This is a genomic window from Bacillus sp. FSL K6-2944 (genome assembly GCF_038005385.1).
Classification (GTDB): domain Bacteria; phylum Bacillota; class Bacilli; order Bacillales; family Bacillaceae_G; genus Bacillus_A; species Bacillus_A cereus.
Genome location: NZ_JBBOTE010000002.1, coordinates 236077 through 251624, shown reverse-complemented (window position 1 = coordinate 251624; position 15548 = coordinate 236077). Strand labels below are relative to the sequence as shown.

Below are 15548 nucleotides of genomic sequence, written 5' to 3'. Positions count from 1 at the left end.
ACTTTCTATCTGTAAAAAACTTTGCAACAGAGCCATCTGCTTCATTCCATGTGTATAGAAAAGGAAGAAGACATTTTCTCGCCTCTTCCCTTAATTTTATAATCTATTAATGTTTCAATTTACTCTGTTTCCATTCGTGTTAATCCATAGGCCAATAATAAATTCAAGAGAAAACTATTTACTTACGCAAAAGCACATCAATATCTTCCTTGAATTTCAAAATACAAATTATTAATAAAACAAGTAAAGTAGCTATATTAAGAACATTAAAGATATACCAAAAAAACAACACTCCTATCAGTACATCAGATATAAATCCTTCCCTGACATTTTTTAAATATTGATTGAATTTTTTTGAAGACAGCATAACTTTCTCTAGTATAAATATGGTAATGCCAGCAAGAAAGAAGACTATCTTTTTCAAATCCGAAGGCTGATCTACTAAAACATAAGCTACTATATATATAAATAGCAAATCAATAATTCTGAACCTTTTAAGCATATTATTCACTTTTACCATTTGGCTTTCTTCCATTTCCCTTTTGATTTACCTTCGTCATATTTTAAATACCACTGTTTAGAATTCAATTTTTTTCTATAAGTTAAAGTAATTTTAGTACCCGGTTCTGGGACTGGCTTTATAAATTTTTCCCCAACATAATAGCCCCCTACTATCTCTAAACTCTTCTGTCGACTTGGAGCTTTTATATATTTTAAACCAATGTTCTTAACTACATTACCAGCATTAAAACTGACAACTGCTCTCGCAATTTGTCCTGAATAATAATTAAATTTAGTTTGCTTATAACTTCTTTGGTAATATTCATGCTTACCTTTTTTCCAATATTTATATCCACTTACAACTTTTTTTGCCTTATACCCATCCGGATCCACCATCATCACCGGATTATTATCACCATACGTATACCCATTCTGCGTCACTGGATCATCACTATCACCCGGATCTGGATCCACCGATAAGAACACACCATGGTCTGGGTTATAGTATCTCGCGATCAAGTAATACATACCAATCTCTTTATCATACATGTATCCCGCATATCCGAATGGGTTGTCTGCTGCGATTCCTTTTGCTTCGCTCTTTAAGACGTTACCCCATGCATCATATTCATAGCTTGCGACTATTTGTCCATCTTTGTCGGTCATTGCTATTACGTCACCGCGCGGGTTGTAATGGTAGTATACCGATTGATCTTGTATTTTCATTGCTAGGCGGACGCCGTCTTTGTTGTAAACGTATTGTCGGAGGACTTTTCCGTTCCCGTCTGTTTCATATAGCGGGTTGATGCTGTCACCATCGTAGAAGTAACGGGTTACTTGTCCGTTTACGTTCTTTTCAATACGACGGTTTTCGTTGTCGTATTTATATGTTGCGAACGGTTTGCCTTCCCCTTTTTTCGTTACAGCAACAAGTTGGTCTGCTTCGTTCCATGTGTATGTGTATTTCCCATCAGATGTACGGTTACCATTTGCGTCATACGTTAACGATTCGTTTCCGAATTTTAGAAGTTGATTTCCTTCGTTAAATGTTGCGATTACTGATTTCGTTTCTTTTCCATTCTCTGTTACTTTCACACTCGTACGATTGCCAAATCCATCATACATGTAGTCTCTAACTGTTCCATTTGGTGTAGATTCTTTTAATAATTGATTAATTGGATCATAAACATAATTTGTTTCCGTTATTTTCCCATCAAGACTTTCATGTTTAATCTTCGTACGGTTTCCTGTTTTGTCATACTCATATTTCTCTAATAGTAGCATTTGCTTTGGTGTTGCAATAGCTAAATCCGATAGTTTCCCTGTTTGGTCATAATTATACGTTGCACTAGCATCATTCGGTGCGATATACGTACGTACGTGGCCGTTCTCATCATAATGGAAATTATAATGTGCCCACATTTCATCCCAAACAGATGTGTTTTGATCTAAAGCATTATATTCATATTTTATTTTACTGTTATACCCACCGTGTGTAATTGACTGTTCTTTTAACTTTTCGGTTTTGCTATTTGCTTTATCATGATATGCCCAATCAATTTTCCCACCTCGGCTATCCGTTATACTCGTGATCCGATCTGCTGTATCATATGTTTTGCTTTTTTCAACCCCATTTACATGATCTTTCACTTTCGTTTCTTGTCCATTAGCATCGCGTTCGAATGTAAAGGCATCTTTTCCATTTCGCTTTTCACCCATAATGCGATCCGCTGTATTATAACTCCATTCAATCAGTGAGCCATTTGGCATTTTCGTTTTTGTCTTATTTGCATTTGCATCATATTCATATTCAATGCGACGATTTAACGCATCGATATACGTTGTAATTTTATTATCTACATCATACTCATATTTGTGTGTTTGTGTTTTCCCACCAAACATTATAGATTTTTCAGTTGTATTGCCATTATGATCATAATTATAACCAACAGAAGTTCCATTTTTTAATGTCACTTTTTTAAGTTGATTATCTTTATTGTAATCGAAAGATTTTGTATTCCCTCTCTCATCGGTTTCTGACTTTTTATTTCCGACTCCATCATAAGAAAAGGCTATTTTATTTCCTTCTTCATCATACGAAGCTGTTACATTTCCATCGTTGTCATATTCATTTTTGACAAGCACATTCCCTTCTAATAACCGAATATCATCAAACCATACTTTTCCTTTGTTTTCATTTCTAAATAACAAATAAGTATCGATATGTTTAATCGGCTTTGTCGCTGGAATGAATACCGCACTACGATTCCAATCATTCGTTCCATTCGGAAACATAGCTGTAAAATTGGCAGTACTACCATCTTGATACGTTACATCTGCTCGTACTGCATAATCTTTCGATAATTTCTCTCCTGCACTATTCTCTACTTTCTCGGATTTTGACATAGCAGTTAAAGTTAAGTTTTGTGCTTGTTTTTGATTTAGTACAATACGACTTTGGTAACTAATGTCCTTCTGATTATATTGTAAGTTTTCTAATACAATAGAAGAACCACCATGAAATCCTTCTGTTGCTATATCTTTTCGATTACAATTTTCTGGACAATTTCTAGTCCAATTCAGAACAGATCCAGTTTCCGAATACTCTTCAAAACTACTATTTACAATTGGATTAAAACTAGATGATACATCTCCTTTTTCAAGCTGCAACTTATCAAACCAAGCTGCTCCACTTACAGATTCTCTTTCATGTTCAATGACTAAATGTATTTTTGCTTTACTTGCCTTATCTGTCGTTTTAAACGTCAATTGACGATTCGACCATCCATTTTCTGATTTTAAATTATTTGAGCGATTGTCGGACCAATCCGTTCCACCAGTCGGATTTCCATTTTCATCTAAGAACATGACATTAAAATAGGCATCTGCATTTTTCAGTGTAGTTTTCACCATACCCGTTAATGTATAGTTCGTACTAGGTTCTACTTCTACTTCCTGTGCTATTGCTGTATATCCCCAAGAACTAGCACCAGTTATTTGCGCAGTTAACTTCAATGAACCTGAGCCACCAAGCCCTCCCGGTGCTCCTTCCGCATCCTTTGTCATAGAGCCCTTACTATCTTTATTCACCATTGTCCAATTTTGTAATGTGTCCATTTCAAAGCTTGGATTTTTTAGAAGGTTTCCTCCTACACCAATATTTTTACTCGTTTGAATGACATTCCCAAATTTATCATACTGTTTTACTTCAGCTGTTTCGGAGGCATGATTTGTTTCTGAAACAGCTGCATTTGCTTGTTGATACGCTATAGTAGTTTTCCGATCTTCTACATCTGTCGCTTTAATAACATCATTATTTTTATTATATTCAAACTTTTCAGTCCCTGTTGGATCTGTTACAGAAGTCACATTACCATTGTTATCATATGTGACTGTTTCCACTTGATTTTTAGGCGTTGTCGTTTTCTCCAAGTGATTCGCTTTATATTCATATGTTGTCGTTAACTTTAAATGCTCTGCATCTACAACTATTTTTGCTGGATTACCAGCTTGATTATAGCTATGCACCGTTTTACGAGCTTTAGCATCCGTCAACGTTACCTCTTTAGCTGCATCGTTATAAGATAATACAGATTCCTTTCCTAGCGGGTCTGTTACCTTTACTAATTTATTATTTTCATACGTATATGTCGTTTTATATGGTTTTGTTTCCGTATGTTTCGGATCAAACGTATAACGTAGTTTTCCATTCTCATAGCCATAACGATACTTCTTTCCTTCTGGTGTCGTAGATCCTACTAACTGATCATTTTCGTATTCGAACGTTACAGTGCTATTTTCTGGCCCTATAAATTGAGAAACAAATTTCCCTGTATACGTAATAGTAATAGTACGTCCTGATGCATCTGTAATCTTAATCGGCCTTTGATTTGTATCATATTCATACTTCACAACATTTCCAAAGCTATCTTTCTCTTGTTGTACTTTTCCTTGCTTTGAAAATGTTATAACGGATTGATCTTTATCTTTTAATTCAAATCCATCAGCTATTTTCTTTACTTCTAAATGAACACCATTAGGTGCTTGATATTGATTATCACCTGTTTTAGTAAATAGTAATGTGGATTTGTCTCTCGTTGTATATAAAATATTTCCAGAAGATTTTTCTTTCATCACTTCTTCTAATGAACTATGCCAGCCTTTCCCGAATAAACCAGTTCCGGTATCTTGACTATTATACGTTCGATCAATAGATACATTCGGGCCTTTTCCAGACAGATTAAAATCCGTCTCATCCATAACAAAATTCCCATTAATAGCAGTAACCTTTCCACCAATTACATTCACTGCTGCCCAATAATCTTTCGTGCCAAGCCAAGAAACGTCATTCGAAAAAGTTGGTGTAAACTCTTGTGAAATTTCACTTTCTGCATGACCCGCTTTACTATACGCTGTTACTCGGAACCAATAGTTTTTGGAACCACCATATATACCACCAGAATTGCGGTAGACTGGAGATGGATCTAGCGAAAGCTCATTTCCTTTTTGGTCATGATGAAGTTGATATTTTCCACTAGAAATTTCCGCTTCTGTCGGCCAAATATTTTGTCCTTGCGTTGTCCATGTTGTTGTATTACCAACATCAAATGCTTCATAGTCTTTCCCGTTATAAATCCATACTTTATAACCACTTGCCTCTGGAACAGGATCCCACTTTACTGATACATATCCTGTATTACTACCTGGCCCATTTGTATAAGCTGATCCAGCTGGCCTCTTTACTTGTTCTAGCGGAACATAGGAAACTGTTTCATCAGACAACGGACTATCACCGTATGGATATTCCGCTACGATTCGAATCCAGTACCCACGAGCTGAACTATAATCCCCATATGGGCTACCTGCCAAATAAGCATTTTTGTACATTGGGCCAGGGCTTACGGAAAAATCCGTCCCCTTTCCATCTTTATGAAACTCAAATTTCCCTGCATTTATTTCATCTTGTGTAGGGAAGATTTTCTTATCTTTCGTACTCCAACTTGTTACATTTCCGACAGGAATATATTCATAGTCATATCCATTAAAAATGGCAACTTTATATCCTTTTGCACCTTGAACTGCGTCCCATTGTATATTGAAATGCCCTGCTTCACTTCCAGTTCCATTCGAATACGCTTGTACCCTCGGTTTATTCAATTTTTCATATGAATAATTAACCGCTAAATATGGCGCATTCGAACCATTTTGAGCTGCGACAAACTTCTTCCAATGCGTCTGTCCATTTCCGTTAGCATGTAATTTGAAGCCGTAATTCGGTCTCGTTCCATCTACCCACGCTTTTACTGTATTTGTTACATTAAATTGCGCCCACTTCCCGCGACCTACATTTGCTTGAGCAATATTATTTGATCCTGGCTTATTACTCCAATTAATATTAGAAACATTCCAATTTCCCGTTACTTCATCAAGCCATACACCATTTGGGCTATCTCCGTAATAATGCCATATAGCATACGTATGAAATGTTGCACTTTGAATTGTTGCACCTTTTAAATTAGAAATATCAGATTTAATAAAAGCATCATTTGTGCCTGTTCCTGCATTAAAATAACCGACTTTTAACGTATATGCCTTTTGTCCTTCATCCCATAAACTACCGCCTGAATAATTAATATTAGGATCTGCGCTTGATGCATACGCATTTTCAAATCCCCTTACCGTAACCGAAGGATCTATAAAAACAGGATACTTACGTTCGGCTGATTCTAACCATTTTGGATCTGCAGTAACTGTTAAATTGTATTTCTTCCCCCCAGCAGGAGTTATCTCATATTTCACATCTTGAGATGTAACAGCTTCTCCGGATTCTTGATTAATATTTGAGTCAGCCATATAAGGCTTTGGTAGTACAAATACATTCTCCTTTTTTTCATTTTGAAAAATAATAGAACCATCTTCTTTTAAACTCGGCTGTAAATCTGTCTGTAATTCGAATGAAAAAATGTGATGCCCTGTATATTGATGGAGTACAAAGTCTTCCTTTACATTTTCATTAAATGTTGTACTTTTTAAATCAATACTTGGAAAAATCCCTTTATACCATACTGTATTCTCTTCATGCGACGCTGTAACAGCTGTCGGTTTTAATTCACCCTTTTCACCACGTGCGCCTGTCAATTCATACTGAATCGTATGTCCATCCACTTCGAATTGAACATACTTTCCATCCTTTACTACTTTCTCAAACTTCGGCTTTAATGCTGTATTTTCTGTTACGATTTTTTTATCTGGTGATTCTACTAAATTAGTAGAAACCTCTTCTAATTTCCCATTCTTTTCTGCATGAATTGGTTCAGTATATATTTTTTTAGTAAACGTACCATCTTGATTATCAAAAACCTTTTCTGTCTCCGTCCGTTCTTCTACAACTTCAGTCGGCTTAGCTTTTGCATTGGCATTTTTTTGTTTTATCTGATCTGGATGTGGAGCTGGTAATTCCTTCTCGTCTTTCTGTTCTACTTGTGGACTTGGTTCTGAATTTGGCGACGGTGTAAACGGCGGTGCCGTTTCCGCCAGTCCATTCATCGGTATAGAAGTAACAATTAATGCAACTACCATAAGCTGTATGAAGTACCTATACCACTTTTTCTTAACTTGCTTCTTTTCCATACATTCACCCCTAATTCGCATCGGTTTTATTCTTACAATTAACAATTTAAAGAATTTTCCGGGGGCTTCAACATAAAAACAACAATATTGTGACATTTTTTCTAAAAATGTATATTTTCCGACAATTTACCATTTTATATTCCTTTTTCCTTATAAATACAATAAAATATTTGTAGATTAAACGTTTTATTACACTTTATTTACTTTTTATCTACTTTATAATAAAAAAGAACTATCCCTTCTCTTAAAAATTCAGAGAAAGGATAGTTCTTTTTTCATTTACTTTATTTCTTAAAGTAAGTCCAACCTTCTTCTTGGTAAACCTTTTCTTCTTTCATCAACTTACCAAGTGCGCGCTTAAATGCAGCTTTACTCATGTTAAAGCGTTCTTTAATATCTTCTGGATGGCTCTTATCCCAAAACGGCATTGCTCCGCCTCGTTCTTCCATATATGCATAAATTACTGCAGCATCGTCTTCCATTCCTTCTTCTTTACGAGGAAGAAGTGAAATGTTAATTGTACCATCATCTTTCACGTCAATAATACGGCCCGTTACACGCTCACCGATGCGGACTTGTTCTTTTCTTTCTGTATGGTGTAAGAAAGCACGGAAATGCTCATCAGTTAGTATGAATGAACCAACTTGAAGCGAACGATATACACGTCCATTTACGTTTTTATTACGCATAGATGGCGTTGCATCTACGATAATTTCTTGCATATCACTGTCTCTTGCCGGAAGAGCAATTAAACGATCGCGATTCGTTAATTTTAACGTACAATATAATTCGTCGCCTACTTCTGGCCATACTGGCATATAAATCGGGAACTCATCAGCTGGAATTAGTATATCTTTTGACACACCAATATCAACAAACACACCTAAACTAGGAATAACTTCTACAACCTTTACCCAGTTCCAATCATAAGTTGTAATAATTGGTTCCTTCATTGTTGCTGAAATACGATTTTGGTGATCAAGGTATAAGAATACATCAATCGTATCGCCTTCTTCAATTTCTCCAGCTACTTCGTTTTTATGTAGGAAAATTTCTTCTTCTTCATTCCCAACCATATATCCGATTTCCGTTTCGCGTAAAACAGTTACCTGTTCAATCGATCCTATTTGCAAATACATATTTTTTAATTCCCTTCTATATATATAAAATTATCTTTTTTATCATTCCAAACAAAAGTTAATTATAACATGATTTTTCCTATATTTGTCCAACTGCCCAAAATTCACTATAATAAAATGAGGTTACATCATTATAAGCATGAAAACACTTAAGTCTAAGCTCGTTTTCAGCTATACTTTAGTATGTACAGTACATAACAAGATTAGAAATTTATTTGGAGGTGCTAACTATGGCAAAAGATAGTTCTTTTGACATCGTTTCGAAAGTAGAATTACCTGAAGTAACAAACGCAATTAATATCGCATTAAAAGAAATCCAAAACCGATATGACTTTAAAGGAAGTAAAAGTGATATTAAATTAGAAAAAGAAGTACTTGTTTTAACTTCTGATGACGAGTTTAAATTAGAGCAAGTAAAAGACGTTCTTATCTCTAAACTTGTAAAACGTAACGTTCCAATTAAGAACTTAGATTACGGAAAAGTTGAAGCTGCAACTGGCAACACTGTTCGCCAACGCGCAACACTTCAACAAGGTATCGATAAAGATAACGCGAAAAAAATTAACAACATCATTAAAGAAATGAAATTAAAAGTAAAAACACAAGTACAAGATGATCAAGTACGTGTTACAGCGAAAAGCCGTGATGACTTACAAGCAGTAATCGCAGCTGTTCGTAGCGCCGATTTACCAATCGACGTACAGTTCATTAACTACCGCTAAAAAGAAAACTCCTCTTAATTAGAGGAGTTTTTTGTTTTGTAGAGACAATATTCCGAGAACAAACCATAGAAAAATGGTATATGCGGTGAAAATCACTAAGTGAACAGAGTCTAACCATACGAATACTTTACAAGTGAGCGCATGATCAAACTAGGCCTTATTATAGAATTTGTTTTATACATGTATTTAGCAGACCTTATTGAAAATAAGAAAAATATGCCTTAAGACGTTTCCCCTTCAATTTGAATTACTTTTCTTAATAACCACATCCTGGGCCAAAGTCATCTTAAAAATCGCTGTAACTCATAATTCCTCTCCCCGCCAAAACGTAACAATTTATGAGTATAAGAATATTTCCCAACCTTTAATGTAATGTAAAATTAGTAAGGATCTCAAAAATGTTAATTAAAAAAGAGTTAGAAGTGGTTTTTTGAAGAAATTAATATTATGGTTTTTATTAGCCACATTCTCCCTAAATACTGTAGGATGTTCTAATAATACGAATACACTAACGGATAAATCTAACTGTATCAACAAAGCTTGGTACAAAAAAAATATGTCATGTAATCATTTAAAAAACATTAAATAGTTAATGATAAAGATCTAAAGAAAAGACACCCCAAAGTACCTTCCTCCGACTTGAACCAATAATATTCGGATGGATTTAAAAAGAAGCATACATCTTTAATAAAGATGCAGGCTTCAAAATAAAAAAGTACGCTAAAGCGCTAAGTAAACTCTTATTCAAAAATTTATATTAAGCACTAATATTTTAGAAGCAAGTTTATAAGTATAAAACCTACAGAGATTTCCCCTGTAGGTTTTATTATATTTCAAGTGATTTCCAAATGAATTATGAGTGACTTTTTTCAGTTTGGTTTTCAAAATATTTTTCTTTAACCATTTTTATCAGATTTTCTTTTTCTGTTAGTTCAAATATAAATAATGCTTTTTTCATGTTATTTGCAATATCTTCTTCATTAGGTTGTTTAAGTTTCAATAAATTCCAAGCTTTTCCATAGTATAATTCACCTAGTAAATATAAAGTATTTAGATTAATAGCTAGTTTGATACCCATATCATTGTATTTTACTGCCTCTTCATGTTGATTTGCATGACCTAAAATTTTTGCTAAATTAAAAATAATTTTCAATTTAATTTCTTTATCTCTAGGAAAATCTAACTTATTAAAATTAGTTAAACACCTTCTTAATATATTAATACTTTTTTCATATTCTTTATTTTCCCCATGAAATATAGCAATTGTCTGCATAATATCTATTTCTCTTTCTGATAAAAAATCAGAATTAGTTACAGTTAATTTTAATGCATTATTTAAAAAATCTAAAGCAGTTTTTATTGATTTATCCACCATAAATATAGCAATCGCTTCATGCCATATTAAAAATTGTTTATCTTCTGTTGATTGGAAGTTATTTTCGTTTTTCTCTTTTTTCACTATTTCATAAAGTTCTTTGTATTGTTTTTGCTTTAAGCAATCTTTTATTACGCATTTTACATTTTCTACATATTTTAATTTTTTGTTTTGAGTTAATGCAAATATATTATTTGGGTCAATACCAAGTCTTTCTGATAATTGATATAACAATATACTAGATGGATAAATCACACCTTTTTCTATTTTGCTAATTTGACTTTGCGAACATATTCCATGACATAATTCGGATTGTGATATATTTTTTTTAATTCTAAGCTCTTTAATGGTAATACCCAAATCGTAAAACTCCATTTTCCCACCTACTATTTAGCACTGTATTAGTATAAGAGTATTCTCTAACTTTTAATGTAATGTAAAATTAATATAGTTGCAATTATTGATTGCTTCAAAGATTCTTCCCTATCGGTGCTAACACAAAAAACAGGTTAGGAAGAAAATCCTCTTCCTAACCTAGCCCTCCTCTCACTAGGGACGTTTTCATTCTCACGTCGTTTCTCTTAAGAAATTTCATATCAACAGAATAACACTATTGCCCCGCCGAACAAACTTACAAATACAATAAGAAGACATGAACATAGAGCGAGTAATTTCTCATCTCATCTACGCTTCCTTTTAACTGCAATTAGAAACGCAATAAATAATACATTCACACCAACGATTAAGGAGATAAATAACCAATTCACACCTGTTTCTCCGTTAACTTTATACACGTTTGATTCTTCACGTTTTAAAACGAGATAAAACTTTCCGTTTTCCTCTCTTATAATTTCATCCTGTAACAATCCTCTTAACTCTTGTTTTTCACCAATTGCACTTGCAGGTAAGGAGACTTTTTGTGTTTCTTTCGTATTATTAATTGCTACTAAAGTTACTTCATCTTTATATTTTCGTTTTAGTATGCTCATCCCGCTCTTATCATACAGAAGCTCAAACGTACCGCGTCGTAAAGACGGTCTCGCCTGCCTAATTTCACCTAGTTTTGTTATGTGCTGCATAAATTTTTCGTCTGACTTAAAATCCATTAATCGTCTATTATCGGGTACACTTCCTCCATCTAATGCAATTTCCGTTCCGTAATAAAAATTCGGAATCCCAGGTGATGTTAACAAATAAGTAAGCGCCAGTTTTAAACGTGATGGCGGATAATACATATTTTCTTTTGCAATACGCGCATATCTTTTTGTTTCTTGATCATCTAAAAACGTAACAAATTCCCCTTCTTTTTTACTCACATCGTATAACGATTTCACCGATACATCCGCTTCGGAAAACGATTCTACGATTTTTTCGTTGTATTCGCTATCCTCCTTTGTCATAATACGAAAATCTTTCTTTATCACTTGCATATCTTTTTGCGCGTTATCCCAAAAGGAACGCGGCTTTTTTTCACTATGTATAACATAACTTCCGTCTAAATCAACTTCTTTTATCCACCATTTCATTGCGTCAATTACCTGTCGTTCGTTTTCTCCAAGCGGAAATTGAAATACAACTTTCATTCCTTTTGCATGAGCTTCTTTTACAAGTTCTTTCACATCATTGTCTGTCCCGAAATGTTCATTTACCTTTTTAAAATTTCGCACGTCTAATCCATCGTACTTTCCACTTTCAAAAAGCGGCGAAAGCATAACGGTAGTAAAACCCATTTCTTTTATGTAATCCAACCTTTTTATAATTCCTCTTATATCCCCGCCTTGATACCCTTCTAAATTACCAACTTCTAATTGTTTGTCATTTTTCGGTTCTCCATTATTGAAGCGATCAATCATAATGGAGTATATAACTTCATCTTTCCACTCTCTTTTTTCGTCTGCAAAAGTATGTATTGGTACAAACAAAACAAAAGCTAAGCAAAAACAAATGAATAGTTTCCTAGTCCGTATTTTTCCCACACGCATCCCCCAAGTTTTTAATTGTAAGAATATTATACCAATTATCCGAGAGAAACGCATATGTCGATTTCAATCCTCACAAAATAATCTATGTTATATTTTCTAACATCATGTATATATTTTTCTGAATTTTTAGTTGATTTTTAGTTCTTTTTCGAATATGATATGAAACATAACAAAACGATGTTATTTTTTCTAACATTATAGGAGGAGAGCTCATGAATATGGGAGATACAGTTTTTATGTTTGTGACGACAGTAATGGTCATGTTGATGACACCAGGATTGGCACTTTTTTATGGAGGTATGGTTCGCAGCAAAAATGTACTCAGTACAACGATGCATAGTTATAGTGCAATGGCTATCGTTTCGATTCAATGGATTGTTATCGGCTATTCTTTATCATTCGGACCAGATTGGCACGGGCTTATCGGTACACTTGATTGGTTCGGTCTAAACGGAGTTACCTACGCACCAAATCCAGACTACTCATCTACTATTCCTCACAATTTATTCATGATGTTTCAACTAATGTTCGCCATTTTAACTCCAGCTTTAATTTCAGGTGCATTTGCTGAAAGAATGCGATTTTCTGCCTTTCTTATTTTTATCCTTTTATGGACAACGATTGTTTACAATCCTGTCGCTCATTGGGTATGGGGCGTCGGCGGGTGGCTAAGGGAACTTGGTGCACTAGACTTCGCTGGCGGAAACGTCGTTCACATCACTTCCGGAGTTGCTGGTCTTGTATTAGCTATTTTCCTCGGAAAACGAAAAAACATAAATGGTTCTTCTCCTCACCATTTGCCATTTACAATGTTAGGCGCAGGCTTATTATGGTTTGGCTGGTTCGGTTTTAACGTCGGCAGCGCATTATCCTTAAACGACGTAGCTTTAACTGCATTTATTAATACAAATATAGCCGCTGCTGCCTCAGCATTAACTTGGATGCTTTCAGAGTGGTTCTTCCAATCAAAACCGACTGCGATGGGAGCTGCTTGTGGCGCCGTTTCCGGTCTAGTCGCTATTACACCAGCTTGCGGGTTCGTTACACCTTTCTCAGCTCTTCTTATCGGAGCAATTGGCGGCGTATTATGCTTCGGAGCGGTCTTTTTCTTAAAAACAAAATTCGGATACGACGATACACTCGATGCATTCGGATGTCACGGCATCGGTGGAACTTGGGGCGGTATTGCGACAGGATTATTTGCAACTACTGCCGTAAACGGCGATGGCGCTAACGGATTATTTTACGGAAACGCCTCGCTGCTGTTGAAACAACTTGTAGCGATCGGCGCAACATATGCGTTCACAATTATAATGACGTATGCCATTATTAAAGCAATCAACTTCTTCCTCCCTGTCCGGGTAGATGAGCACGAGGAACATATGGGACTTGATATTTCGATGCATGGGGAGAAAGCTTATGAGTATACTGAGCGAGTGAACTAAAAAAGAGATGCAATCTATTAGTAATAGATTGCATCTCTTTTTTGCGCACCGGGCAACATACCCCACCTAGTATAACCGGAAATATATTAACGGTTTTTTGGATATATCAACGATTTTTCAAATATATCGATTGTTCCTTTCAATATATCAACGTTTCGACACAAGATATCGATTTACCAACAAATTCCGACATAACGAAACTGAAGAATACCCGCGTGTAACTTTACACATAAAAAAGACGACCGAAACCCAGTCGTCTTTTCCTATTTATTTCGGAGCATTTCCTACATATTGCGTAATATCAACATTTAATGCCTGCGCTAAACGCATACCGTATTCTTGATCTGCACGGAAGAAGTTACAAACAGCTAATAATTTTGTGCGTTCATTTACGTCTTTTAAGTCATTTGTTAAGTTTGCAATTAAGTTGTCTTGCTCTTCTTTAGAGAATGAACGGTAACGCTCACCTGCTTGTTTGAAGTCATTCGGTTTGTCAATTTTTTCACGAGATACATAGCCTTCTACTTTCATAGTTGAATCGCGGTAAGCTGGGTCTTCAACTGGATTCTCTGCATGACGGCTCGGTTCGTAGTTGATTGTAGATGGGTTTTGATTCACTTGCATCGCACCATCACGTTGTTGATTATGAACAGCTGCGTATGGGCAGTTTACAGGAATTTGTAAGTAATTTGCACCAAGACGATAACGCTGTGTATCTGGGTAAGAGAATAAACGACCTTGTAATAATTTATCTTCCGATGGCTCAATACCATTTACAGTGGCACTTGGAGAGAACGCTACTTGTTCTACTTCTGCAAAGAAGTTTTTCGGATTACGATTTAACGTCATTGTCCCTACTTCAATTAACGGGAAGCGATCTTCTGGCCATACTTTCGTTGGATCTAGTGGATCAAAGTCTAAAGAATCCATTTCATCTAATTGCATAACTTGTACGTGTAAATCCCATTTCGGGTGATTTCCTTTTTCGATCGCGTCGAACAAGTCACGAGTAGCATGATTGAAGTCTTTCCCTTGTACCTCTTGCACTTCTTTCGCATTTAAGTTACGTACACCTTGCTGTGGTTTCCAGTGGTATTTAATATAAACAATTTTACCTTCTTCATTAATCCATTTAAATGAATGGACACCGAAACCTTCCATTTCACGATAACTTGCTGGTGTACCGTAATCAGAAAATACCCATGTCATCATATGTGTAGATTCTGGACTTAACGTCATGAAATCCCAGTAACGATCTGGCGTTTGAATATTCGTATCAGGTGCTGGTTTTAAAGAATGTACCATATCAGGGAATTTAATTGCATCACGAATGAAGAAAACTGGTAAATGATTACCTACGATATCGTAGTTTCCTTCTTCTGTATAAAATTTAACAGCGAACCCACGTGGGTCACGTGCTGTTTCAGGAGAACCTTGACCATGAATAACCGTTGAAAAACGAACAAATACAGGTGTTTCAGTTCCTTCATTTTGTAAAAATGCAGCTTTCGTATATTGCTTCATACTATTTTTCGTTACGAATACACCGTGAGCACCTGCACCACGTGCATGCACAACACGCTCCGGAATACGTTCACGATCAAAGTGTGCAAGTTTTTCTACTAAATGATAGTCTTCTAATAATACTGGTCCACGACGACCAGCTGTACGAGAATTTTGGTTGTCTCCAACTGGAGCACCTTGGTTTGTTGTTAAGCGATTATTTGGATTCATCTAGGGGGATCCTCCTCTTT

8 protein-coding genes are annotated in these 15548 nt (G+C 35.3%); 2 read left to right on the top strand and 6 right to left on the bottom strand.

The features are described from left to right. Nucleotides 1-178: 178 nt before the first annotated feature. From MHH55_RS22280 to MHH55_RS22270, 3 genes are all read right to left on the bottom strand, one after another. The gene (locus tag MHH55_RS22280) at nt 179-520 is read right to left on the bottom strand and encodes a hypothetical protein (RefSeq protein WP_000241493.1); all 342 of its coding nucleotides are present in this window, start codon (nt 518-520) and stop codon (nt 179-181) included. Next, entirely contained in the window at nt 514-7131 is a 6618-nt protein-coding gene (locus MHH55_RS22275) for a DNRLRE domain-containing protein (RefSeq protein ID WP_078186225.1), read from the bottom strand. The genes MHH55_RS22280 and MHH55_RS22275 overlap by 7 nt, the downstream gene beginning before the upstream one ends. 284 nt (nt 7132-7415) lie before the next feature. Then, complete coding sequence (locus tag MHH55_RS22270) at nt 7416-8270, bottom strand: CvfB family protein (RefSeq protein ID WP_000281259.1); 855 nt, start codon at nt 8268-8270, stop codon at nt 7416-7418. Between the two features lie 230 nt (nt 8271-8500). Between MHH55_RS22270 and MHH55_RS22265 the strand changes: the two genes are divergently transcribed. Further along, complete coding sequence (locus MHH55_RS22265) at nt 8501-8992, top strand: YajQ family cyclic di-GMP-binding protein (RefSeq protein ID WP_001040149.1); 492 nt, start codon at nt 8501-8503, stop codon at nt 8990-8992. Nucleotides 8993-9845: 853 nt separating this feature from the next. Here MHH55_RS22265 and MHH55_RS22260 read toward each other — a convergent pair. Both MHH55_RS22260 and MHH55_RS22255 read right to left on the bottom strand, forming a co-directional pair. Continuing rightward, entirely contained in the window at nt 9846-10742 is an 897-nt protein-coding gene (locus MHH55_RS22260; RefSeq protein ID WP_069358004.1) for a helix-turn-helix domain-containing protein, read from the bottom strand. A 305-nt stretch (nt 10743-11047) separates the two neighbouring features. Continuing rightward, nucleotides 11048-12403, bottom strand: coding sequence for an alpha-amylase family glycosyl hydrolase (locus MHH55_RS22255; protein WP_065211711.1), 1356 nt, complete (start codon nt 12401-12403; stop codon nt 11048-11050). Nucleotides 12404-12561: 158 nt separating this feature from the next. Here MHH55_RS22255 and MHH55_RS22250 point away from each other — a divergent pair, with 158 nt between their 5' ends. Further along, on the top strand, nt 12562-13794 hold the full coding sequence (locus MHH55_RS22250; protein WP_001055855.1) for an ammonium transporter: 1233 nt from the start codon (nt 12562-12564) through the stop codon (nt 13792-13794). A 267-nt stretch (nt 13795-14061) separates the two neighbouring features. Here the strand turns inward: MHH55_RS22250 and katB are convergent, their stop codons facing one another. Beyond that, nucleotides 14062-15528, bottom strand: coding sequence for a catalase KatB (gene katB, locus MHH55_RS22245; protein WP_001069176.1), 1467 nt, complete (start codon nt 15526-15528; stop codon nt 14062-14064). Nucleotides 15529-15548: the final 20 nt, after the last annotated feature.

Bases quoted from the DNA above. Each gene is read 5' to 3' on its own strand.
- MHH55_RS22280 (WP_000241493.1), bottom strand. From the start codon at position 520: ATGGTAAAAGTGAATAATATGCTTAAAAGGTTCAGAATTATTGATTTG.
- MHH55_RS22275 (WP_078186225.1), bottom strand. From the start codon at position 7,131: ATGGAAAAGAAGCAAGTTAAGAAAAAGTGGTATAGGTACTTCATACAG.
- MHH55_RS22270 (WP_000281259.1), bottom strand. From the start codon at position 8,270: ATGTATTTGCAAATAGGATCGATTGAACAGGTAACTGTTTTACGCGAA.
- MHH55_RS22265 (WP_001040149.1), top strand. From the start codon at position 8,501: ATGGCAAAAGATAGTTCTTTTGACATCGTTTCGAAAGTAGAATTACCT.
- MHH55_RS22260 (WP_069358004.1), bottom strand. From the start codon at position 10,742: ATGGAGTTTTACGATTTGGGTATTACCATTAAAGAGCTTAGAATTAAA.
- MHH55_RS22255 (WP_065211711.1), bottom strand. From the start codon at position 12,403: ATGCGTTTCTCTCGGATAATTGGTATAATATTCTTACAATTAAAAACT.
- MHH55_RS22250 (WP_001055855.1), top strand. From the start codon at position 12,562: ATGAATATGGGAGATACAGTTTTTATGTTTGTGACGACAGTAATGGTC.
- katB (WP_001069176.1), bottom strand. From the start codon at position 15,528: ATGAATCCAAATAATCGCTTAACAACAAACCAAGGTGCTCCAGTTGGA.